The organism is Nonomuraea deserti, from assembly GCF_004348685.1.
In the GTDB taxonomy this organism is placed as follows: Bacteria; Actinomycetota; Actinomycetes; order Streptosporangiales; family Streptosporangiaceae; genus Nonomuraea; species Nonomuraea deserti.
In genome coordinates this window covers 11,242-36,421 of the sequence record NZ_SMKO01000091.1, presented here as the reverse complement: position 1 = coordinate 36,421, position 25,180 = coordinate 11,242, and the positions used below count along the sequence as shown (strand labels likewise).

Annotated in this window: 10 protein-coding genes; 4 read left to right on the top strand and 6 right to left on the bottom strand. The window is 64.4% G+C overall.

Annotated elements, in window-relative coordinates; all coding sequences use genetic code 11:
- Positions 1–139 precede the first annotated feature (139 nt).
- Entirely contained in the window at positions 140–667 is a 528-nt protein-coding gene (locus E1292_RS28400; RefSeq protein WP_132598358.1) for an integrase core domain-containing protein, read from the top strand.
- Positions 668–1,049: 382 nt separating this feature from the next.
- Here the strand turns inward: E1292_RS28400 and E1292_RS28395 are convergent, their stop codons facing one another.
- Positions 1,050–1,289 carry a hypothetical protein gene (locus E1292_RS28395; protein ID WP_132598356.1) on the bottom strand — a complete coding sequence of 80 codons (240 nt, stop codon included), beginning with the start codon at positions 1,287–1,289 and terminating at the stop codon, positions 1,050–1,052.
- 305 nt (positions 1,290–1,594) lie between these two features.
- Here E1292_RS28395 and E1292_RS28390 point away from each other — a divergent pair, with 305 nt between their 5' ends.
- Both E1292_RS28390 and E1292_RS28385 read left to right on the top strand, forming a co-directional pair.
- Positions 1,595–2,557 (top strand): RNA polymerase sigma factor, encoded by a 963-nt coding sequence (locus E1292_RS28390; protein ID WP_132598354.1) that lies wholly within the window; start codon positions 1,595–1,597, stop codon positions 2,555–2,557.
- A 2,656-nt stretch (positions 2,558–5,213) separates the two neighbouring features.
- Positions 5,214–5,684 carry a hypothetical protein gene (locus E1292_RS28385; protein WP_132598352.1) on the top strand — a complete coding sequence of 157 codons (471 nt, stop codon included), beginning with the start codon at positions 5,214–5,216 and terminating at the stop codon, positions 5,682–5,684.
- Positions 5,685–5,962: 278 nt separating this feature from the next.
- Here the strand turns inward: E1292_RS28385 and E1292_RS28380 are convergent, their stop codons facing one another.
- Both E1292_RS28380 and E1292_RS28375 read right to left on the bottom strand, forming a co-directional pair.
- On the bottom strand, positions 5,963–6,700 hold the full coding sequence (locus E1292_RS28380; RefSeq protein ID WP_132598350.1) for a class I SAM-dependent methyltransferase: 738 nt from the start codon (positions 6,698–6,700) through the stop codon (positions 5,963–5,965).
- A complete protein-coding gene (locus E1292_RS28375; protein ID WP_132598348.1) occupies positions 6,697–7,833 on the bottom strand; it encodes a hypothetical protein in 1,137 nt (378 codons plus the stop codon). Before E1292_RS28375 ends, E1292_RS28380 begins: the two co-directional genes overlap by 4 nt.
- 285 nt (positions 7,834–8,118) lie before the next feature.
- Here E1292_RS28375 and E1292_RS28370 point away from each other — a divergent pair, with 285 nt between their 5' ends.
- Complete coding sequence (locus tag E1292_RS28370; RefSeq protein ID WP_132598346.1) at positions 8,119–8,982, top strand: hypothetical protein; 864 nt, start codon at positions 8,119–8,121, stop codon at positions 8,980–8,982.
- 451 nt (positions 8,983–9,433) lie between these two features.
- On the opposite strand, the gene E1292_RS28365 is transcribed toward E1292_RS28370, so the two are convergent.
- The 3 genes from E1292_RS28365 to E1292_RS28355 form a co-directional block, all read right to left on the bottom strand.
- Complete coding sequence (locus tag E1292_RS28365) at positions 9,434–15,568, bottom strand: hypothetical protein (protein WP_132598344.1); 6,135 nt, start codon at positions 15,566–15,568, stop codon at positions 9,434–9,436.
- 86 nt (positions 15,569–15,654) lie between these two features.
- Positions 15,655–18,093: a hypothetical protein gene (locus tag E1292_RS28360; RefSeq protein WP_132598342.1), complete on the bottom strand. Its 2,439-nt coding sequence runs from the start codon at positions 18,091–18,093 to the stop codon at positions 15,655–15,657.
- On the bottom strand, positions 18,090–24,200 hold the full coding sequence (locus E1292_RS28355; RefSeq protein ID WP_165974783.1) for a DEAD/DEAH box helicase: 6,111 nt from the start codon (positions 24,198–24,200) through the stop codon (positions 18,090–18,092). The genes E1292_RS28360 and E1292_RS28355 overlap by 4 nt, the downstream gene beginning before the upstream one ends.
- Positions 24,201–25,180 lie beyond the last annotated feature (980 nt).

Sequence of the window (25,180 nt, the reverse complement as noted above, 5' to 3'; positions counted from 1 at the left end):
CCGCCTGCACTCAGCCATCGGCCACCTCCCGCCCGAGGAGTTCGAGGCGATCTACTACGCTCAGCACCATCCCAACGAAGCCCTAGCAATCAACCGCTGAGGTCTCCATCAAAGCCGGGGCGATTCAGCGACCGTCACCTTGAACGGGCAGCGCCAGTACATCCTGGCCGTCATCGAGCAAACCACCCGGCGCGTTCGCGTGCTGGGCACCACCGCTCACCCGACCGCCGACTGGGTCATCCAAGCGATCAGGAATGTCCTGATGGACCTGGAAGATGCGGGCTGCCGGGCGCGCTTTCTGATCCGAGACAGGGATAGGAAGTTCCCCGCCCCCATGGACGAGATCCTCACCGAAACCGGCATCAAGACCCTGCGCACCGGCATCCGGATACCCCGCATGAACTCAATCATGGAGCGATGGGTGCAGTCCTGCCGCCACAAACTCCTGGACCGCTGCCTGCTCTGGGACGAACGCCACCTACGGCACGCCCTGCACGAGTACGAATGGTTCTACAACCAGCACCGCGCCCACCAAGCCCTGGCTCAAGCCGCCCCGCTGCGTCCCGTCCCGGAAACGATCACAGACCCTGAGCAAATCATCCACCTCAACATACGCCGAAGAGATCGACTCGGCGGCATCCTACACGAGTCCTCACATACGCCTTGACCTGCATGGATGGAATTGTCGGCAGCGCGTCCGCGTGCTCGGCACCACCGCGCCCCCGAGCGCAAACTGGGTCACCCAGGCGGTAAGGAATCTGGTGATGGATCTGGACGATGCCAGCTGCCAGGCGCGCTACCTGATCCGTGATCGGGATAGCCTCCGCCCTCGTGGACGAGATCCTCGCCGAAACCGGCATCAAGACCCTGCGCACTTCGTTAGCGCCGGTACGACAACAGCCGCTGCATCACCAGACAACGCTCCAGATGCCTCAGGCTGGACCGCTGGATAACCCGTCCGCCCCGATAGGAAGCGGACACAGCGCCAAGCCCGGGAATCATCTCGGTCAGGTGTGCGGCGACCAGGGCGAGCGGACGCTCCCGGGCGATCACGAGGAGTTCGTGCGGCCGAGGAGAGTGAGCACGCTGACAAGGGTGGCGCCGCCGGCGCCCAGGCCGACGATGAGGGACGCAGGCCAGGACGCCTTGTCGGCGAGCATCAGGCCAGTCATGACGATGGTGGCCATGGCGGCGCACAGCAGGGCGAGCGTGATGCGCTCTGGGGGCGTAGGCGGGTTCGCCGGAGCAGGACCTGAAGACCTAGCAGCGGTCGCGTCGAGCTTGGCCACACTGCCACAACTGCTGGGCTCGTGATGGTGAAGCGGGCACACGGGGTGGTGATCGGCGTTAAGGTTTGCCTGCACAATGTCCCTTCCACACGCTTGGCCCCGCTCTGAACGAGAAGGGCTCGGGTTGTGGAGGTCTAAGCGATTCGCGCCGCGCTCCCCTCGCTTTTAGACGGCACAAAAAACTTTGGGGAGACCCGAGGGGAGATCCGGCGCTGCCCCATAGAGCTACGCAGTAGACCACCACCTGTCCCGGGCCGTGCGTCCTTTCCCTCGGCCCCCAACCCCCGAGGGGAGCGGGTACGTCGATGGCGCATTTCGAACAGCCCGGCCCACGTCCGAGCGCGCTCGAGACCAAGTCGGTCGAGTCAGGGGGCATCGACGCGGATACCGGCGGCGACGATGATCCGATATCGGAGCAAGAGGCCTCGGATCTGGTCGCCGCCGCAGTCGCCGAGGCCGAACGGGAGCTAGCGCCCCCTGAGCTGCACGAGGGCGCCGACGCGCGCCAGGCGCGCCTTGATGAAGATCACCGCATCATGATGTTGCTGCAGCAGGATTTGGCCCAGGGTCGCGTTGATCGCTTCGACAAAATGTGTGGGCGCCTGTTGGGCTCCAGCCTGCCGATCTTGATCGGTTGGCTTCGGGCAGACAAGATCTTCGCCAAGGTCAACGAGGTCCGCGCGCGGACGAACAAGACCAGAGCGAGGAGGGGATTGACTCCCCTGCCCCCGCTTGACCGCGCCAGGTCTGACTGGAGGCGATGGAGCCAAGACGATGTTGACCAACTAGCCTTCGAAGTCGCCGAGGAAGGCATCGAGCGTTTTCGCCGCACCGTGCGTAACGGCGATTGGAACCCTGAGGGTGGAGCGGCGCTGACGACCTACTTCATCGGTGGGTGTCTGATCGCCTTTGAAAAGGTCTACCGCAGATGGTGCAGAGCTGGGGTGCTAGACCGGGTAGCCCTGTATGCCGGATTGACCGACGATCTTGATAATTTGCCAAGTTTGCGTCCCGCTCGCGTCCGAAGTCCAGAAGATCAAGTGGTTCTGGCCGACCAGGCCCGGCACGTCATGAGCAAGATCAAAGATCCCCAGCTGCGTGAGGTCCTGTGGTTCCGCAGCCAGGGCTACAACCAGGCCGAGGCAGCCGAACGTTGCGGACTAAGCGAAAAGGCTGCTGAAGGGCGCTTAGGACGCGCCCGCAAAAGGCTTGGCAAGGAGAACCCTGCTCCAAAAGCCCAAGTGGACCCTGACGGTGCGGAGAGGTGACTGCCATGAATAACGGAGAACGTCGCGGCACTGTGGATTCGCCGCGCATACAACCCGCTGACCGCCCACCGATGGCACCGGCGATGGAGACCGACGACGACTTCGATCAGATGCTCGAGCGTTCGTCGCTGGGAAGTCCGGTGGCCAAGCACATTCGGGCGGGCCTACCTGAGCACTTGGCGCGCCGCATTCAGGAGCGCGGCAGGTCCGCCGGGGTATCTGCGCAGCCGTCCTTCAAGCTCGACGATCTCGTGCTGATGCTGGTGCGGATGTGCCAGTCCGCCCCCACGGCTGCACTCAAGCTTCGGCCGCGGAACATGCGTGGCTGCAACGCTGGCGCCCAAGGCACCCCACAGACGACGATGCGGTATCTGCCACCTCCATCTCCCCCGCCTCCGGCCTGTCGCCACATTGTGTCTTTCGAAGTGCTGCCGACGTCCCCGTCACCTGGACACGTACTTCCATTGCCGGCCTCGCTGCAGTTGCCGAAACAGCTCCTTCGTAATGTGGCAGCCCTCCCCGGAGGGGCTGCCTGCATCCTGCAGTATCTGGTTGACGAGGGCATCATCGCCGACGTGGACGAGCATGTGGCTCAAGCCATCGTTTCGGCCGCGCTCTTGTGTGTCGGCCACGCTCCACCTGCTTTGCTGCGTGCCTGCGCTGCGGCATTGGACCGAGAGTCCTTCCGGCCAAAGGCCATGAGTTTGCCGCAAGACCACCTTGACGAGTGTCACCTCGATCCCTCGGTTCGGTCACCAAGGCTGCCCGAGCCGAGGGAAGCATCTGCGTCAACCTCCGATGAGCAGGAACATGCGACGCCAGACCGGCAATGGTCCCAACCTGTGCGTCTAGATGCCATCAAGGAACCCGGCTGCATAGTTGCAAGTTCCCCTTCAGAGGAAACTGTTCCTGCGACTACACAGGCGGAGGTAAGCGCCGAAGACTCTGGGACAACAAACATTGGACGTATCCCGAGTTCACGCGTGATCATCTCGGGGATGGACATCACGACTGAAGCCTCAGACTCCGGGCGGGAGGTGACGGATCGATCGAAATGGCACCGAGCCATACCGCGCAGTGCCATCGAGGTGTTGGCAGGTCCCATACCTTCGTACATCTATGCTCAGGTAGGCTGCGGCAAAACCCGCACGCTCTTGAACACGTTATTGGCAAGTGTGTTAAATGCTGCCCGCGGCACCCCTTCCGGGACGGCGATCTTGCTGCTGGACAAGGATGCCTCAATATGTCTGGCCGACCCCGCCGCTTCACCGTGGGAAAACGTTCTGCTCCATTGGTGCAGGCCAACTCGTCCAGCAGGGCTGGATAGTTCCATTGGGTCTTCGCTAGACATTGCCTCTGTTAAACCGCTAGGGCTGACTCGGCATGTCTTCGACAGACTCATAGCTAACGTACCGCATGCCTTGCCCAGAGAATTGGCGAGACTGTACGTCCCCACAACAGCTGCAGCGCTAGCCGTGCTCCACAACAATGGTGGCACCACAGTTAAGCCTTGGGATGTCAGTGCATGCAGGGCCTTGTGCTTCGTCGGTCCCACTCGGGTATGGGACGTCCAAGATGATTACTGGGATACCTGCAAGGCCGCCTACATCTTGACCCCGCTCTCCTGGCCTCAGGGTGCGCCAGACTCCAGCTGCGGGGATTCCCGCCGCAGCCAAACACAGGCCACAGTAAAGACCTGGGCAAAACTGAGGGAACTCGCAGCAGAGTACGCCCTACAACGCTACCTTCTCCTCACCTCTAAGCACAGCGGGCCTTTCCGGCATGCCACCAGCCGGAGTCGGCAATACCTAAGCGAGAAGGCGCTAGAACTACTTGGGCCGGCCACTTTTGTGCGTGGCCTCGTTCCGAGAACACGCTGGTCAAAATGGCCACGGAATCTCACCTACCTTCTGCGAATTGAAGCGACCACCACCTCGACCGTTCCCATTTGGCATGCAGCTGCACCATTTCTCCACCCACGAGGCTTCACCAACGAGCGCCTTCAGCGTAAATCTCATTCCCATCATGACGCTGCCGTCTTTTTGTTCCAGAGCTCACACTTCGACCCTAATAGTTGGTTGGTAAAGAATACGGAAGAGGTATTTAACTGCATCCAGCTGCCCTCCTTGCTACCTCTTCCAAAGCATGCCGTAAGTACGCATCCCCCGAGACGACTGCTGCATTCGGCTAGCCTAGACGAACGGCACGAAATCTTGACATTTACCAATCTCCCACACAACGCTACGCACAATGAAATCCCGCAAACTTCGGTTGAGCTATATGAGCAAGTCCTAGATCAACCGCAGGCCGACTGGCCGTCTTCAGCGTCTGCCGAGGTCAGCGACACCGACACACTCCAGAACCGACTCTGGCTACCTCAGCAGCTTGAGGATCAAGATCCAAACTCGTGGATTCGCTTGAGAGCAGCGCGACGCCTTTTCCATAGTGCGCCTCCCGCGGTGAGCGCCAGAGGTGACTAGGAGTCCTATACATCAAACAACCTATGGGAACTTGAAGTCTCCAGCACTCACACTCAGGCGAGGAGTATGAACACCATCCCGGTTCCGACGCATCCGGGTATTTTACCTGCGCCTCCGGCTTCACCCTTGGCGAAGTGTTAGCGGCGAGGAAATCCTCACGGTGTAGAGTCGGTTGCGTGGACGTCTTACAGAGCGGGCCGGCCTTCAAGTTCTCTGACTGGCCGAGTGATCAGGTCCCTCGCCGGGCAGCAGGTGTGTATACCGTCTGGAGACGAGATGAGTTCATCTATGTTGGCATGAGTGGACGTGGAGCCCAGCCGGAGGATCTGGTCACCCATCCCGAACAGCCAAGAAAGGCGCTAGGCCTTTGGACGCGACTTAATTCACATGCATCCGGAAGACGATCTGGAGATCAGTTTAACGTTTACATCTGCGACCGTTTTATCATTCCAGCCTTGACGCCTGGACAGCAGGCCAATATTGGCCAAGGCCACCTAAGTCTCGACCAGATAACCAAAAGCTATGTAAGAGAGCACCTCAGCTATCGTTTTCTGATTTACCAGGACGGCGCACAGGCTCTCGCTATAGAACGCACCATCCGCGCCGGTAGCTTGTCTGCAGGCCGCCCGTACCTCAATCCTCTGTAACCAATGTTCAGTTGCCATGGCGGCCTGCAGCCCTCCGAAGATGGTTCGAGTAGGCAGGCCGTTTCATGTACCAGAACACTAGTGTTACCGACATCGAGATTGCATATGCTGGTACCGGCAATTGGGAAGTTGTGGGCTAGTTGATCAGTGATGGCCTCAGCGGGCTTCATGATGTCTATAGTCAGGATGGCTGCTCACGCTTTGAGAGCCGAGGAACACTTATACAAACCTCAACCCGAACTGCCCATCGCCTGTGCAATAGTTCTATAGCCATCACCTCAAGGGAGCCTGCCAAGTACGATGTATTCTCGGACTCCGGCACTGCGCACGTTGCTCGAGAAGCGTCCGCTCTTCGGGTCCCGGCCCGGTGGGAGGATACGTCGGCCGGCTTGCGCGCGAGGTATTGCACGAATTTCGCTGAAACCGACCTCGGCCAGGAGCTGCTCGAAGCCGGCCGCCAGGTCGAAGACACGTTCCGCCCTGACGGAGTTGGCGACCGAGTAGGCCACGAGTCCTCCCGGAGCAAGCACGCGAGCGGCCTCTGCGAGATGTGTTCGAAGGTCCTGGACATAGGCGCGTAGTGCCCTGCCAAGCGCGCTTTTCTCGCCGTTGAAGTCAGACTCGTACCATCGTTGAAACGCTGGGGGAAGCTGAACTTCTCCCGCTACGGATAGATGGCCGTATTTGGCGCCGATTTGATTGCTACGTCTCATCGGCCAGCCAAATGCCAGGTAGGTGAGCCGCTGAATCTCGAGCAACTGCTCGGACACCATGACACCGCTGCTGGTGTTGTCGGTCCCCTGCCCGTCGAAGGCGACGAAGCCTAGAGTGATGAGCGATCGGGCAAGACTAGCTTCCGCTGCTTTGAGATCTTCAGCGGGGATTTCCTGCTCGGGGTTCGGGTGGTCCGGCTCGGCAGGCGCATCGTCATGATGCGGTCCGTCTTGCGGCTCCTCGAACTCGTCGACCTGTTCGCCGCCCTCAGTCTCTGTCTGGATATCAGCTTCTGAGCTCATCCTCGAGTCCTCCGTGGATCCAGATCCGTGAGTCCGTGCTCGACCCCGAGTTCCATCAATCGGGTTTCGATGAAGGTTCGGAACTCTCCGCCTTTGAACATCGTGCGAGCCACGTTGTCGGCGAGGTCGATGTGGAAGGGAAAGCCTCGTGCGGTTACGGTCACTCCCTTGTCCGGCAGACCACGTGTCCAGAGCGCGTCCGCGAGAAAGAGCGCTGCCGCCTCTTCGACACGGTCTCGGTGGCACTCCAGGAGGAACGGACGGTGCCCGGCCTTCATCAGCAGGATTGTGACTTCCGGCCCGACCTCTGCGATGAAACTCCGGAACGTGGCCCTATCCATATTGTTGAAACCGGCCTTGGTCGTTCCCGCGTTCTCGTCACCATCCAGGAAACCGGTGAGATCGTCGGTGAGCGTACGAAGTTCGATGAACTCCCCTGGCTCGAGGACGATGCCAGCGTTGAGGACGTCCAGGTCCTCGGGGCTTTCGCTCACTGCGATAAACTGCTGTTCCCGAACATAACGCCTCACTAGATCGAAGACAGGCGGTAAGTTCTCTTTCGGCCTACCCACGCCGGTGCGTAGTTCGTACGGAATCAGCTCGCCGTGGATCATCCGCCAGTCGGCCTCCTGCGCGAGCAGGATCTGGCGTTCGCCGAACAGCATGAGCGCACGGCTGGCCAGATTCGAGCTGCCATGCACCTTCCGGAGATTTTCGAAGAACTCCCGAGCCGTGTCGCCGGCTGTGGTCAGCTCGTGTTCGAAGACCCTTGTTACTAGGCGGACGGATTCGCCGGTGTTGGTGACGATCACTACGCCTACCTGGATCTTCGTTCCGCTCAGCAGCGGTACGGCCGCTACCGTCCCATCGGAGGCGGCGACGATGCCAGAGCGCAGGAGATTCTTGGCCCATTCCATCTTCTCGGGCGAAGGGCGCCGGATTTGTGATCTTAAGCGTGGATTGTCCGACAGTATCTCCCTGCGAAGCTGCTCTCGCCGTCCATGCGAGGCAAGAACGGCCGCATCCACCCGCTCCCGCAAGTGATCAATATGCTTTTCCAGTTCCACCCATGGCGCAACCGTCAGAATGTCGGCAAGGCTACGCACGTCTGGCCCTGTTGAAGAAACTTCCACTGGCCCTCCAGCATGCAGTGACGCTTCGCAACCGATCACGACACCCTGTTGCAGGGTATCGACGCGAAGGACGAAGATCCAGGCCCTATAAGCACAAAGTCATAGAAGTCATCGGATCCACAACCAGCGACGTTCTGACATTCCGCCCACAGGTGCCAGGTTTAGCGACATCGTGCATTTAGTCAGGTATGGCCTCTTGAGAACCAGAACTCCTGGCCGAAGTGGCACGTTGATTACCGCGGAACCACAGGTGAGCTGCCGATGCCGACCACTACAGTGCTGCCCGTGAACGACCCAACCAAGCTCGCCAAGTTGGCCGCCGACTACGCAGCCCAGAATTCGCTGGTCCTGGTACCGGCCATCCCAGAAACAGGGATCGGGCCGGAGGTATACCTCGACCCCGACACACTGGAGCTTCCGGCATTCCTGTCACTGGCCCGAAAAATTGGCGGATGTATCCTTTACTTGCGATCGGAGCCGTTCGATCCCTACGCAGATGAGGACGACATCCACGAACTGCCCACACACCTGGCCCAACATGTCGGTCAAGTCGGTCAAGTAAGTGTTGCGTTCATGGCCAACGGTCTTGTTCATTTCTGGCAGCAAAGCGCTGCCTGGTACCTCGATTGGCAGCGTGTGCTGAAAGAGAGCTCTGGGCATCACGGTCTCACTATTCGAGACGAGGACGACCAGCTCAGCGTGGAGGAGCGCGAACGGAGCGAGGCCGAGCTGATCGACCGCCTGCTGGCCGACCCGGAATTCCGTGCTGCCCGTGCGAGTGCCCGGCAGCGCATTGCCAGGCTTTCCGTTCCGCCGGACGCACAGGAGTGGAGCTTCTGGGACGCGATTCGTACGGCGTGTGAGCGCGCCGATGCCCTCGCCAAGGTTCAATACATCCAGCTCGGTCAGCAGCTCGACGGCCTCGCGGCCGAGTTGCTGGCCGATCCCGAGTATCGGGTGACCAGTTCGCCGGCCGCTCGCAAGCAATTGGTAGACCGATTCCTCATCTCCCGGGCCGACGGGTTCAGTGGACCCTCTTACGTACGCGACGAGCTGTACGCGCGGGTTCAGCAACTACGCAAGTCCAGCACCGCAGGCGTCGGCGTCGCCGGCTCCGAGATCCCCTTCCGCAAGGAGCGCGAGGGCTGAATCGACGAAGCCATCGATCGGTCCTGCACCCCGCAGCGGCGAAGACTGACAAACGCTGTAGCCGGCAGTTCGTGCCACATGCGTGAGCCAACAAGCTCAGACTGACTTCGGCCGTCTGTGCGTGTGCGGTCAACGGCTCGAGGCTCAGCAGGGCGACCAGGCTCCGCACGTGCGACCAGGGGCTATACCTAGTCGCGACTTGTCTTGCCTTGCCACCAAGCTCCGGATCGGTTGTCCTCTGACGGAGAAATCTGCTTCTGCAGGCTCATCAGCCGCTTGGGTCGTGTATTGCCCCATCTGCCCAGAAAGGCATCATGCGTATCCGAAAGCAACACGATCACCTTACTGGTGGTACTCAGTCTGGCCATGACGAGACTCCCCGCTTTCGCCGCTCATGCAGACCCCACCGGTGCTGGCCGCTACACGAAGCGCAGCGGCCAGCACCCGGCTATCAGGCACGGTAGGGCCAGGACCGCGTTAGCAGCGGCTCGGGCCGATGCATGCCATCGGCGTCGACGTCGAAAACACCCAGCGCTTGCAGGATCGCCACCGCAATATCCGGAGCATCGACGTCTCCTCCCAATGCCACAGCCGCGACGAGGTCGTCGATCGTGACACCGCCGGGATCGACGAGCGTCAGCACTGTGTTGAACGCGGTGACGAGTTGCTCGTCGGCGGTGATTCCGACGGCGTCGACGAACGAGGCCGCGTCAGTCGGTGTCGAGAGTTCCTCGGCGACGGTAGCCAGCGCCTGGCCTTCCTCCACGCCGGATGCGACGAGATGACCGGCCCGCTCGACAAGCAACGGCCAGCCGCCGGTGACCTCAAGCAGCCGCTCGAGTCGCTCCGGCACACTGAACTTCTCGCTCGCCAGCGCCCACACACGGAGCGTCTGCCCGGTGTAGCGGCGCAGCTTAATTGTGCCGAGCGCTGGGACGTGTCCGGTGTGACCAAGCACCTCCCACCAGAGGGGCATCTGTTCCGGCCCAGCGACGATGACGGCCGAGCGTGTCACGCCGGGCTGTTGCGGACGCAGCTCGAGTGCTGCTTTCAGCGCGGCAGAGCACGCTTCGTCACGTGGCGCGAGCGCGACCAGATCGGTGAGCACGACGCGCCGTTCACCCGGCCTGCCAGCGGCCAACTCCTCCTCGAACTGCCGCCGATTGGCAATTGGCGGCACGGTGAACCGGTCGCCGACGTCAGCAGCAAGCCGCACAGCCTTTGCGACGTCGCCGATGCCGGTCGCCGGTGAGCCGAGCACCACGCGGACCTGGTTGGCGTGGTCGCCGAGCACATCATCACTTTGCCCGGCAGTCAGCGGCGAGCGACGTCCGTCGGGCAGTGCCGCTCGTGTCTCCAGGGCTATGAACTCGTCTGGCACCGATAGCGTCGCTGCACCAACGAGCTGTGTAATGACATTGTCCTTGGACCCGATCATGCGGAGCACGTTCGGGCTGCGCAGGTGCCAACCTCGGCCGTCGTTGTTCGGGGCGAGTACGCCCAGGCCGACCATTTCTTGGAGGTATGCGCGGAACCCTTCCACATCTAGAGTCGAGAAGCCCGCGTGCCACCAGTCCAGGCATTCTTCCCGCAGTTCCACGTCGGACAGTCGTGCGTCGAGGCCGGACTCGTGCGCGTGATGGGCGAGCACGTTGGCAATGACGTTGTACCGCGGGTCGAGGTGCAGCGTGTCGTGGAACGCTGCGCTAATGTCGGCTTTGAGATCGATGTGGCTTTCGACTGCGACAACGTCAGCGCGTGTGATGACGTAGGGCGGCTCGGTATCGGCTACGCCGACGCTGCGGCGGGCGTGCATCGTAGCGATGAGGCGAGAGCCGAACATCTGCAGGAGGAACGGCTGATACGAGCAGTACCCAAGAATCCGGTTGACCAGGTCGTCGTAGTCGAAGCGGTACCCGAGTGCCTGCAGCGGGCGGGTGAGTAGGTTCGTCGCGAACTGCGGCCGCAATGGTCCGATGACGGTCGGGCGCTGCGCAAGATGGCTGAACGGACCGTTACGGGCACTCTTGGCGTAACGTTGCACTGAGTGCAGACCAGCGAAAACGACTTTAATGCGGCCATCAGTGGTTAGGCCGAGTTCTTTAAGCCGATTCGTCTCAAAGAACTCCGGCGCGTCGGATTCGAAGAACCGATCGGATTCGTCGAGCAGGATGAGCAGCCGTCGGCGCGGATCGGCGTCAAGCCATGCAAGCACGCCCGCGCGGACTTGCTCATGCGGGCTCTTGCTGCGCGTTTGGCGGCGTGGCGGCGTGATGACTCCCTTGTCGGTGAAATCTCGCAGCAGCGCATTCCATATCGCGTCCGGTCCGATCGCCGAACCTGCCCGGATGCCTACGGTATCGAGGCTGAGGTAGAGACTAACCCGCTCGCCGGGCGAGCCCTGCGACTCGAATTTCTGGCCAGCACTGCGCAGCAGGGCAGACTTGCCCAGGCCGCGCCCGCCGTAGAGGAGCTGTGTGCCGTCGGGGTCGAGCACGCTCTTGCGCTCGGCATCGCGGCCATAGAACATCTCCTCGGCCACGAGACCGCGCTTTTTTCTGACGTACGGATTTATGCTGCTGAACGGAAGGAGCACACCCATGGTGGCGTCTATCCGCCGGTTGCCGTGCGCAGCCAGGTAGACCAGTGCGGCATCATCGAGCACCACGACTGGCGCGGTGCGGTTGTCGGCGACGGCGTGTTGGGCAAGCTCGCGGCGAGTCTGAGCGCTCATCGTACCGAAGTACGCGATGAGCAGGCTGTCGCCCGAGTTGTCCTGGTCGGCGTGGCTGAGCACCAGCTGCGCGCTCGGCTGGCCCCACGCGAGCAGCACGCGCAGCCGTCCACCGAGCTTGCTGCCAAACGCAGGCGCGGGCGCCTTGCCATTGATCGTCACGTCCACCACGTCGATGAAACGCCGGTCGCGCCCGCGCGGCAGGTCGTCGAGGCGGCGAATGCGTTTGCCCTCAATGCCCGTGATACGCAGCGCCGGCAATAGCAGTTCCCGTTCGCTTATCTTCTGCCGTCCTTCAGGAGGAGTCGTGGCGAGCTGCCGCCAACTATCGAGTGCGACCGCGGCGAGCTCAGCCAGGTCGGGGCTGAGCCGACTGAAGTCGAGCATCTTGCAGCCGGGCACCTGACCGCGGCTACGCACAGCGTCGATGACTTCCGTCGTCAGACCAGGCTGCAGCGCATCAGGCACGGTGGGAAAGAACTGCTGCAGGTCCTGCTGCTCAGATACCTGCGGCATTGGCTCGCCGATCTCGAGAAAGTAGATGAGCTCTTCGGCGGTGGAAAGCTCGCCGGTTTTGATGAGCCGATCGACGCGCGTGACGGTGCCCTCGTCGACGTTTGGCAGCGCGGCAAGCCGATCTGACAACCGCCGGGCTGCCTCAGCTCGGTAGAGCGGCAGCCGCGCGGCAACGAGGGCAAGCCGGGCGCGGACAGATGCGAAATTGCGCGTCACGGCCATGTTGGCGTCCTGCAGCAGGCCAGTCAGTTCACCAGCCTGCTCCTCGGAAACCTCGTTGTTGGTCTGTGCCCGACGCAGTTCGCCCAACAGTTGGTCGTGTAGATCCGCCAGTTCAGCCTGCACCTCGGTCTGTGCTCTTGCGACCTCTGCAGCCGTGTCTTCGCCGATTTCGCGTTCAGACGCGCCAGGCAGCAGGTTGGACGCAGCGGCGGCGAGGAGGAAGTTCGCAGCGTCAAAGTTCTCGGCCGCGACCTGCGTGAAGACCGCTTCCGTCCAGGTTCGCTTTGCAGCTGTCAGTAGCTGCTCGACGGTGGTGTCTGCCGGCACGGTGACGTGGCTGAGGGCGGTATCGATGACCGCTCCGGGCACCTTCAGCAGTTCGGCGGTGAGCACGAACGCTGGTGCGGGCTCACCGATCGGAAGCGCAACCCCGCCGTCGAGCACGTCGAACGTAAGCGTCAGCGACGTAGCAGCCGCTCGCGATGCGGCAGCCAGCATTGGATCGGTGTGCTCGGTCTGCGCCGCCAAAGCGGCGAGCACAGCCTGGCGCCGGTCAAGCACCGCTGCGCGCATGTCAGCAACGTCTCCGGTGCTCCATTGCTGCGCGGCGCCGGACCTCTGTAGCGACAAGACCGCCTCGGCCCAACTGGCGAGGGCCTGAATAGCCTCCTGGACGAGGTTGATGAGGTTCTGCCGGCCGGCGCCTTCGATCGGCTTGCCGGACGTTCCCCTGAATCTACGATCGAGCGTGTCGATCTCGCGGGTGACATGTGCGGCGTCACAGAGCCCCTGAATAACGCTGGTGGCCTCGTTCACAGCCGACCGGTCATCGTTGGCGGCGATAGTCAGCGGTCGGCCGAGTAGCCCGTCGGCGGCCATCCAAGCCTTTGCGATGTCGGTCGCACGTTTGAACCGTATCGTGCGGGGGCGCAGCATCTTGCGGGCCTTGTCGCTGGCAGCCCGCACCGACCGTTCGACCTCACTGACATCGGCGAGCACGGTCAGCGGCGGAGCATCGACGAGGAGGCCTTGCACCGCACGTCGGCCGACCTGCTCAGCAACTGCAGCCAAATTTGGCTCAACCCGCGAAGCTAGCTCGGTGAGCACCGCACCAGTCGTTGGTTCTCCAGTTACAAGGGCGGCGCGGATCAGCGAGGCGACAATGAGCAGTGCGCTGGGCGAATCGTCGGCGGCGGCTGCTGTGTCTAGTTCAGTAAGCTCGCCGCGCAGCGTGGCATTGACCGTGCCAGTCTCACTACGCACAGCGTCGGACAATGCGGCGATACGCAACGCAGCCTGCTGGCTGGATGGCCACTGTCCAGTCTGAGCAACGGCCGCGCCCAGCCCGAAGCGCTGGGCGCCGATGAGATCGGCGACTCCCTCGACGAGGCGAGCCTGCGCCATTACCCCGTCACTGACGGTCACGTCACCCTGAGCAGCAGGATCGCCGGCGATCAGCCCAGGCATCCGGCTGGACGAGGGCGCAGCCAGGGACGCCTCGGCGTAAGACGAAACCGACGTCGGCTCCGTTCGGGGGAACGCCATGGTGTTCCTGCTAGCTGTCTCGGAGAGAGTCTCGTCCTCCTGGGTAGTTTTACCGCGGGTCGCGACGTCTGTCTCGTCAGCGACGGTTTTGGCTGTACCCGCGGCATCAGCGATGGTGCGCATGGTCATCCCCTCTGCGCTGGCATCGGGGATGCGGGTCAACTGGGCCGCAGCGATGGCGAGCAGCGCCAAGTCGGGGTGGGCCTGAGCAAAATCCTGCTGCAGCGCCATCACCTGTGAAGGCGTGGTGGCCGGATCGGAAAGCTCGGTGAGCATGGCTAGGGTGACAGCGCTAGTCCGTTCAGCCGTGGTCCATGTCGGAGATGCGACCAGGGCGTCGGCCCGCTGCTGTGCCACGGCCAAGGCGGTAGCGATCATCGGACTGTCGCCGGGCGCGACGAGAGTCCGCAGTTGCGCGAGCTTGGCGCGCACGGACGGGTCGTCGGCAGCCTTAATGAGGTCGTCCAGCGCGGCGCGTACCGCCTCACCGGTATCGGCGTCCCCTGGGGTGCCCATTACCCGTAGCGTTGCTACGGCATCATCAAACGAGGCGCGCGCATGGATAATCATGTTGAGGTCATCGACGGCGGGCGGTCGGTCGGCAGTGACGCTGTCGAGAATCCGCTGCGCGGCGGGCACCGCACTCGCCAAGGCCTGCTGCAGGTTTTCACTGATTTGCTCCAACTGGCCGACATTCAGCTCACCGACGCTCCTGTCTACCGTGGTCACCGTCACTTGAGAGTCCTCTTCATCCACGGCGACCATCTGCTTGGCGGCGATCGGGACCGTGCCTGCGGCGCCGTCGTCATCGACCGGGGCCGGCACTCGGCCCGAGACAGCTGATTCGGTACCTGGCTTATTCGGCATCTCGCTCTGGGCCACATCGTCAAGTTCGTCGAGGTCAGGCGGAGTCTCGTTGCTGTCCTTGAGAAAGCTGAACTTCGGCGAAGCTTCGATGACCCTCTTGGCAGCCGTAGCGATCGCGGCGACATGCTCGTCAGCGACAGAGGAAGGTCGGAACCACGGTTGTCGGCTCGCCCACAACCACAACCGCGCGTCACTCACGGAGGAGAACCCGTTGGCCCACATGGCGACTCGTGCGAGCGCCGGTGACCAGTGCAGGGCGGGGTCGCGCACAGGCGGCGAGGAGAAGCGTTCAGAGAACTCATCAGGCAGGACGCTACTCCGCAGGTCGGTGAGCACCGCTCTGGTCAGCGCCGCTGCCGCATGCCGCATGGAATGGTCGTCAGCGCGCGTCATCCGCATGAGAACGTCGCGACACAGGTGCGGACCGATTTTGGAAGGTGTGATCATGAGGCCAAGCGGTCGCAGCACCGACGATCGGCGCGGCTGCGGTGTCGCCGACAGACCCTTGCCAATGTCCTGCGGTGTCAGCTCCCCCAGTGCTGAGGCCAGGGGAGCCGGACACGCCATGAGCACCGCGGACAACTCGCTCAGCGCCGCGTCCCGTTCGGGATCCTCGCCAAGAGGCCAGCCCGCTTCGGGCCGGACCGGGTACGGCGTGAACGGGTCGCCGTGTGGGCAGCTGCTACGGGGATGACGGGCCATGAAAGCCTCCGGAAGAAACCGTCAAGAAGAGAGCCAGAATGAGATGCTTGCGAGAGTCGCGCCGACTACGAGGATGGCGCTGGCGATCACGAGCTGCCGCGGGAGTGCGGCCGGATATAGGTGTAGCCCTCGGGCAGTTCAGCAGGGCCAAAGAGACGAAACCGGACGCGGTCCTCGCGGTACGCCTGCCGAGCCTCTTCGCTAGCCGCCCAGCCGACGTCGCCTATCCGACGCAGATGCCCAGCAACCGAGTGCGTCCGCACGAACCGTGCTTCGAGTGCGGGAGATCGGCGCGGTGCTGCTGCGCGAGGAGAGCCTTTGACCGGACGAGGCTCGTAGATGACGAGCGGCACGGTCAGCGCGCCGGGTATGGGAGGAAAGCACAGCTGCCCGGTCACGTCGACGCTGCCGACATCGCTACGCAGGTCGCCGGCTGCGAGCAGCCCCTCAACTGCGACGTCGAGTTCGGCGCCCGCATTGGCCTCGGCGATGATGTTCACGGCGGCTGGCAGATGTGCGCGAGCGAGAACTGCGCGTCCGTCCGGATCGAGGAGACCCAGACAGCGCACCGCGCGCAGGACGCGTTGCGGCAGCGACAGCGGACTGGTGCCAGAGCGCCGATCGCGTTCTCCGGTGCGGCGTGGCTGTCCGGGGGCGGCGTCTCGAGTGAGTATCCGCGGGTCATAGCGATGCTCGATCTCCATCCCATCGAGGATGACCGGGCAGTCGAGCAGTGTCGTCGTCGCACGGACCGTGCTGGCTCCACGTCCCCAGGTGCAGGTGAGCACGATGCCAGCGAAGAACTCGAGCGGCCACTCGATCCCCATCATCTGCGGGTTTGCGAATAGATCCGTATTGACCGTTTGGGTGGCTTCGGCGGGGTCAAGGTCATAACCGTCGTGGGTCACTATCAACCGCATCCGCACGTCACTCAACCCGGCATCGCGCATCTGGGTGCAGATAGAGTCGGGCAGCGGCAACCGGCCTTCAAGCAGGTGGGTCAGCCTCAGCGCCTGCGTCCACGATACTTGACTGTCGGTGACAGTGAGCTCTCCCAGGCCGCCGGCATCCTTCGGTTCAGGCTGTGGAATCTCCAGTACTAGCTCAGGCTCTGACTGCGGCTCCGGCTGTGGGGGTGTTGGCGTGAGAACTGACTCGGAGGCGGAGCGGGAGGCCGTATGAACCGCACCGTCAGCCAGGTCAGCGTCCAACTCGTCCGGCAGCACGGGCGGCAGTGTCGACAGCCACCCAAGGCCCAGCGGCTCAGTCACGTCGATGTGGACGTATGTGCTGTCGGGGTACTCGGCACGCCACACGCCGCCGCCCTGCCAAGGGTCGTCAAGACGCAAATGCACCTCCCCGGGCAGCAGCCCCGTCGCCTCGTCCGTTTCCCGACGGGCGTAGTCGCTGATGACAGCGTTGGCATGGCAGACAGCGAGCGCGTACCCGACGTCAAGCAGTTGCGTGGCGCCGTCGCGCACGCTGCGCAAGCGCGGCCCGACCGCGGTGTACGTAACCGTCGGGCTCGGGGCCCACCTACTTCGGCGCGAGGGCACGGCACTTCGCGCCAGCTGCGCGGCAAGGCTGCCGAGGTCGCCTCCGCCAAGTGGCCCGGGATCGCCGAGCCGAGCCGTCAATGACGCACGCGTGAACGCGTACCCGCGCCACATCCGCAGTTCCGGCAGGCTCGCCAGCGCGTCGGCGACGGTGGCGAGCATCCCGGTCAGCGCGGCGGCGAGCTGGCCCTCGCTGGCGTTGTCGGACAGCACGGTCGTCAGCGGTAGCGGCGCGGCAGCGCTGCGTAGTTGGTCGCGTCCTCGTGTGAGCAGGTACTGCGCGTAAAACTCGGTGTCGTCGAGGTCGGCGTCGTGCCGCGTTGCGTACCGCGCGTCGAGAAGGATGTGCCCGTCCGCGTCCAGCCATCGGCCGCGGTGGCGCAACCGGTCGAGGCGTGCCAGCGTCGCCGAGAACCCCTGTCCAAACGCGTCTACGTCGATGACGAGCCGTTCGCGCAGCACCGATCCGTCTGGCGGCGCGTCGGCGACACCGGGCCCGGTTGCGCCAGCGGGCGCGCCGCTGAGCCAGCCCGGCAGTGCGCCGTCGGTTTCCAGCGCAGGATGCTCGCCCTCCTTGTAGACGACCTCGGCGAACAGCGGCTGATCTCCGGCGGCGATGTTGACCATCGCGCCTACGGGCAGCGCCTCGGTCGTCTCTCCGAATCGCACCTGTGGAAACGCGAACAGGTCCAGAGGGCCGCCGACGTATCCGCCGGTGACCACGTCATAGCCGAAGTACACCGCGTTGAATGCCACGTTGACGTGGACCGGCGCGCGGCGGGCGGCGACGAGCGCGGACAGGTACTGGACCAACCGCGCACGGTCTTGGGGCGCCGTAGCGTCCCAGCCCAGCGCCATCATCGGTGTCAGAAGCGGCTCTTCTTCGAACGGGCGCCACAGCGTCCCGGCCGCGGCTGTTTGCGGGGGAGTCGCTGAGTTCTCGACGCGACGGTCGCCCAGGTCGGTCATGGCGCACCTCCGGTTCTCGCAGTTACTGGGCCGGTTGCTGCACCGGTGGCAGCAGTACGAGCACGTTGCCGGGTCTCACGGCGCACGTGGCCGGCCTCGCGCCACCGTGAGCCGGCGGGCACGACCCGCCCCGCAGCCTGTAACCGGGCCAGGGAATTCTCCACATCGGCCAGCCGCACGGCCGGGTTCGCGCCAAAGTACCGGCTGTTGACCAGCCCGGTCCGCAACCGCACACGGCGCCGGGTGCGCGGCGAGAAGTACGTGTCCTCACCGCGCAGAGCCCGTACTACGTCTCGGGCATGAACGCCGTAAAAGACTTCCCATACCAGGCGAAAGACCTGTTCATCGAGCCGCTGTCGTCGATGCGCGGCGTCGACGCGTGCACCGGCGGGCCGCGGCCGGGGTGTCTCGAGCGCGACCGCAACGGCTGGTTTGCTCTCCCCGACCGGCCACGTCAGCGTGTTCCAGCATGCCGAGCATCGGTTCGCCGCTGTGGAACAGCAGCCGGCGGGCAGGTCGGCGATGCCGAAGTAGTCGGCGAGCTTACGGTTGGCGCAGGTGGTCGAGTCCGTAAAGAAATCACGCAGGAGCCGGATCTCCTGAGCGGCGCGGGCGACCTTGCCGGAGATGGCCGGCAAGAACCCACGCGGCAGCGTGGTTGTGTGCACGGCGATACCGGTGACCAGACGTCGGCTCGGCGCGGCCGAGACGTCGAGCAGTCCGCGGTCGTGCAGGTCCGCCAGCAACTGCCAGGTGCCGGCCGCGTCCTCGGCGATGGTGCGGTACGGCGCCACCGCCACAGCCAGGTGCTCATCCAGCCGTGCGACGTCGAGGTGGTTCCGACGCAGCGCACCTGCCGTGCCGGAGCGGACCGGCAACGCAAGCACCGCCGTAACAACACAGTCCTCCACGTCGCGGTCGGCTTCAGCACCATTGGGGCCGACAGCGGCTGAGGATGGGGCCGTGCCAAGAAGCTCGCCGGGTTTGACGGCGCAGTACGGCGGGAAGTCGCCGAGGTCGGTAACCGCGCCAAGGTTGGCGAGCGCGGTGAAAGCGCGCACCACCCCAGCGGTATAGCTATCGACAGTGCGAGGCTTGCGCGCTTCGTCCGGGGTGAGCCGCCCGGCAGCGAGGTCTTCACCTATGAGCGCATCGGCAACGCCGGCCGGGTCCAGCACCCTCCGGCATTGGAGCACGGACCGACCCATCCGCTCGAGCAGTGCTGACGGCAGGTCGCTGCCCGTCATGAACGCGACGGTACGTAGGCCACGGCCGGTCAGCAGCGTCAGCCCCGCGTTCGCCGACCGCGCCGCACCGCCGCCTTGCGCACCGCTGCTTGGCCCGCCGCCGGTGGCTTCAGGTGTGTCGGCCAGGAGCCCCATACTGCCGGCTGTGTCGGGCATGTCGGCACCGACGATAGTCTTTCCCGCTGCGTCACGGCCGGTCCGGCCAATCTGCTGGTACAGCGCGGCAAGGTCCGTCGGCGCGCTGACGCAGAACACCGTCCGCACGTCGGGCCGGTTGACGCCTAGCCCGAACGCCGATGTGGCGACGATGACCAGCGGGGCGAACCCTTCCTCGCCCTTTCGCGGCGCCTCCCGGAACTCTGTCATGACCGCCGATTTCTCCGCCTCGGTGAGCCGGCCATGGAACCTTCGTACCCGCACGCCGCCCTCGCCGAGGTAGTCGCGGAGATGCGCGTGGAGCGCTACGACCTCCTTCACTGTCAGGCAGTAGAAGATGGCGTGGTCGGCAACGGCCTCGAGAACCTCCTCCGCCAGACCAGCGCTGATGGAGGGGCCGGCCGCCTTGATCGTGCGCCGGAAAATCGCCAGTTCGGGGCGAATCGGATTCTCCCGCACGGTCAGCAGCGTCCCTGCGACGGCCTCGGCGGATTCGCCCGCTGGGCCTCCAGGTGCCTCGGCGGGCAAGCCGAAGACACCTTCGCGCAGCCCGGCGTACACGGTGCGGTTCGCCGTCGCAGTCAGAGCGGTCACCGGCAGGCCGTGGTCACGCCGGAGTTCAGCTAGGAACTGCTCCACCCGGCTCATGGATGGCCGGAAGTCGTCCCACTGCACGAACGTGTGCGCCTCGTCGAGCGCGATGCGGGTGATGGTTCCGGTCTCCACCGCGGTGCGGACAAGCTCCCGGAACCGGCGTTGGCACAGTCGTTCAGGTGAGATGTACACGATGCGGATTCCGTGGTCGGCGCGGCCGAGAAGTTGATCTGCGACCTCGGACTTACCTGCTCGGCTGCTTGACTCTCGCAGCGGCGCGACGAGCGCGCGGACTGCGCCGCCGATGCTGCGGTTAAGCTCAAGTGCCTGATCGTGCATGAGTGCGACCAGCGGCGAGACGACGAGGGTGACGCCGGGCAGCACCAGCGCCGGCAACTGGAAGCAGAAGCTCTTGCCGAAACCGGTCGGGAGCAGCCCCAGCACATTCGCCCCGTCGGCGACCGCACGAATGACCGCCTGCTGCGACGGCTTAAGCGTGGCCGGCTCGTCGGACAGGCGCAGCAGCCCGCCGATGACGGCGGCCCGGGCGAGCACCTCGTCACCGAGGGTGCCGTCGGCGCGGTGGCGCGCGACCTGGGTGGCGGTGAGCGCGAGCTCCCGGATGCGTCTGGTCTGCGGTAGCAGCGCGTGTTCCTCGAGTGCGTTCGGCGTCGACAGCTGCGCGGCGCGTTCGGTGGTAAGCAGGCCGTGCTTGGCGAAGAACTTCCAGATGCGTGCCCATCCGTCGGTCATCGGCACGACGTTGCCACCGCCGCGTTCGCCGGTTGCCGGGTCGTCGCGCAGTAGCCCCTCCTCGAGCGAGCCGAGGAACGTCTGCCGGTACGCGCGCCGCAGCGCGGTGTGCCCAGCGAGCTTGCGGTCGCTGATGATGACGACCCCGCGATGCCGCTCAGATCGGATGAGCCGCCCGACGGCCTGCCTGAGCTGCAGCGCCGCCAATGGCAGGTAGTAGTGCTCGGTAGCGACCGCCTCCGGGTCGTCGGCGTGCGCGGCCTCGGCCCGCATCGTGATCGCGGCGCGGCGGGCTTCGATGATCGGCGCGGCGAACGGCGCGAACGGTAGTTTGTTGATCCATATCAGCCGGAGCCGTTGCTCGTCGGAGACGTCTACGCCCTGCCACAGGCCCTTGGTTCCGACGAGGATGCCGCCGCCGTGCTCGGTGTCGGTGAACTGCCGTACGCCGCGAGGGTTGCCAAGAACGAGCGCGGACAGTACGGGGGTCTCGTCGCCGCGGGCACGCAGTTCGGTTGCCAGATAGTCGGCAATGCCACCGGCGGTCGAGCGGGCGGTGGTGAGCACCAGCGCCCCCCCGTCATACCCGCCCCGGATGCCGGGCAGCGCGTCGTCGGGCACGTCGATTGGCGTGACGATCTCCCGGGCGTAGCCGGCGAGTTGGTGGGCGACGGTCCTCATCGCGCCTTCGGCCTGCTCGGCCCAGGACGGGAAGTCAGAGAAGCACACGAGCTCGGCCTGCCGCCTGTAGTCGAATGGTGTCGACAGATGCAATGTCGCGATGCCTGTCGGCAGGCCGAGGCGATCGCGAATGAACTGCCACCGTCCCGACACCCGCAGCGTCGCGGACACGTAGTAGGTGCGCGCGAACGTTGCAAGGAACTGCTGCCAGACGCCGTCGGCGGCCAGCTCGATCGGACTGGTCGCCACGCGGAACCGGTAGGAGCGTAGGCCAGCGCGCAGCGCCTCTAGCTCCTCGGCATACACAACCCGGTTTGACGTGCCCGGAGGCAGCGGCCCGAGCCGGACCTCCTCACTGTCCGCGCCGTCGGCTACCTGGTCACCCATAGGCTCGGTAGCGGCCAGGTCGTCGGGCTCGTCCTCGCCGTCCATATCCTCGCTGGTCTCGTCCTCGGATGCGTCGTCCGTGGTCTCCTCGTCGCTCTCCACCGTGGCGCCGGTCGCCGGCGGCGGGCCGAGAATGCCGTCGGCATCGGCGACGATTGTCTGGCTGGCCTCCTTGACCTGCGCGCATCTAGTCAGTAAGGCCCGAATACGCTCGGTCTCGAAGAAATCCAGGCTCGCAGCGTGCACGTCCAAGTACGCGGCAAGAGCCCCGGTGAGAGCCTCGCATTGCCCAGCCAAGCGCAGCATCAGTGCGGTCAGCGTACGGACCTGCCCCACGCCTGCGCTGCCGGCGTAGGCACTGGCCAATGTGACGGTACGAGCTCCGACCACGACACCGGCGCCGGTGCCCCGCGCGTCGAACACCTGCCCGGCCACGCGCGGCAGTTGCTCATGGTCGAGCAACAGCCCGAGGTTGCCTACGGCCTCGCTTACCGCGTCTCGTGCCGCGCTTCGGCGGGCGGTGTTGGCCCAGGCGGTCAGCTCGCTGTACAAGTCCTCAACCGTGCGGTAGTCCACGGTCGTCGTCAGCGCCGAGGTCGCCGCATCTTCGAGCTGGTGCGCCTCGTCGACGATGAGCAGCGTTTCGGGACCGAGCGTGCTGAGATCGTCGAGGTGGGCAAGCAGCAGCGCGTGGTTAGCCAGCAGGAGCCGGTGCGCCGAGAGAGCTTCCCGGACCACGTCGGTGTGCTCGGCCATAGGTGTACCTGCCCCCGCCGGGTACTCCCCGTTACTGGCCTGGCTCAGCGAATCCAGCCACACAGGCAGCGAGGGGCCGGCGTACCGGGCGAAGAACACGGGCACGTCGGTCGGGTCGACCGAGTGCGCTGACCACGAGCTGAGCACGTCCGTGGACGCCAGCAAACGCAAGGTCAAGTAGACGACGAGCTCTCGGAACGCCGGTCGCATCAGGAACCGGTTGCGTGCCCCTGGCCGTGCCGGGCCGCCAGTGTCGAGCGTCGTCGCGTCCGACAGCACCACGTTGAGCGCACGCAGCGACAACCGGTTGCTCTGCCCCTTGACCACATCACTGATCTCGAGCAAGCCGGGCACGATCCCGTCGAGCCGTGCCACGTCCGCAGCCAGCTGCGCCTGGAGCTGCTTGGTGAACGTCGTGACGATTGCCGTCCGCTGCGGCCCTCCGGCCAGCCAGTCCAGCGCCGCGGCCAAGATAGCGAAGCTCTTGCCCGTGCCGGTTGGCGCCTCCACCAGCGCAGGTATCCCCACGTCCGCCCAGCCGTGCAGCGCCATCGTCATCCGCTCTTGCGCAGGCCGACGTTTAGCGTCCGCACCGTGTGAGACGGACGCCAGCAGCACCGGATCAACACGCCCGTTGGCACCGCGCAGTGACACGTCGACCGCGAGCGGGCCACGGCCAGCCGCGGCAGTCGGCAGTGTGCCCGCCGGTGTTCGGCGGGGCCGGTGCACGCCCAACAGTGCGCCGAGGACTGCGGCCACATCGGCGACGCTATGCGCGCGGGCCTCGCCGCTCAGCTGCCCGGGTGCAGCCCCGCCCGTCGCCGCGGCGAGGTGTCGCACCAGCGTCCACGCCGCCGAGTCGGGGCACACCGATGCGATCACGTCGGTGAGGCCGGCGGGCCAGGCGGCGACCTGTTCGCCAGCCCGCGTCAGCAACCGCACCAGCAGCTCGGCGTCGTCTCCCGCGTCGTGCCAGCCCAGTTGGGAACGATCCACACCGAGGGTATCGGCGAGCTCGGCGAGGCGGTGGCCGGCAGCCGTCGGCCAGAGGGCGAGAGTCAGGTAGTACGCGTCAACCTGAGGGGGCGCCAGCATTGGCATGCCCTCCCGCTCATATGCCGCCGCCAGCAGCGGGAAGTCAGCCTCGGTGCCGTTATAGGTAACGATCACATCGGCGTTCTGGGTGAACGTGTGCAGCTCCAAGAGCGCTTTCGCCTGCGCGACGGCCGCAGCCGCGTGACGTTCACGCAGGGACGCTGAACGGATCTCCCATGTTTCATCGGGCAACTTGGTAAACCATTCGCGCCGCGGTTCCTCAGCGATCCATGCGGCGTCTGTGCCGAAACGTACCGCTCCTATTTGGAAGATTCGCCTGTCGAGGAACGGCTCACTGGCCGTCGTCCGGACGACCGCCTCCAGATCGAGGGCAACCGCCCGCAAAGGTCGACTGGACGTCGGCGCGGCCTCCCGGGTGGGTTCGAGCGTGTCCTTACGGCTGCCGGGTATCGTCAGCCGACCGGCAGACTCGAACAAGGCTCCGGCCGCGAGGGCACGCGAGACGAGGTCGGCAACGCGTCGCGGATGCAGCCCAGTAAATCGTCTCTTCGCAGCCATTGTCAGCTCAGATAACGTCACGCCGTTGGGGTGCTCGGCAACAAGGTCAACGAGTCGACGCGCTGCTGCGGGGAGCGTCCTATCTGCTTTTCCGTCCGTGTTCGTCACCCGTGTCGCCCCTACCCGTTCGTATTTCACAACTTACGATAAGCCCGACGTTCACAGCTTGTGACGACTTCGGCCGCAGACCGCGGGGCGTCACTCTGGTCAACGAAGCACGGCACGATCGGAGGACCGAAAACCAGGACACACGATGGCTGGAACGACGACAGTTATGTCGAGGCCATTGACAGCAGGAATGCAGCGTATGAGGTGCTTCCTGCACAGCTGGCGCCATAAGGTTGCACATTACGCTCGGGTGGACTGGAGCGCCACACCTCAGATCAGACAAAACCCCGGTTTCCCACCTCGTAGAGGCTGGAAACCGCTTCGCATGCTGAATTAGCCCTCGCCTGGAGTTGAGCGTTCTCGATCATTTCGACCAAACTTCCGCACACAGCAAGATCTGTCCCATCTGATTGGAAATAGACTCAGATTGACCGAAAACCCCAAAAGCCCCAAATGGGCGAAAAATAGGACAGAAGTCGGGTTGCCGGGAGGAATTTCACCTCCCAGTACTCACAGATCCGGGCGTGACAGTCTCCCGTCCCCGGCTCTTATCACCGCTGGTCCCAGAAGCCGCAGGTCCAGTGCCAATGCGCGAACAGTTGGGGGTAGCGGGTGTAAGGTCCTGCAGCGAGTCCTTCGATACCTGGTTGTTCAGGGCGAGGTCGACGTCGCCAACATCTTGATGATCGCCTGGTCCGTGACGTGGTCAAAGAACGCTGGCCAAAATCATGCGTCCTTTTCAGAGGCTGCGCTACGGCACCATGCACACCGCCAGGGCAGGCGGGCCAACG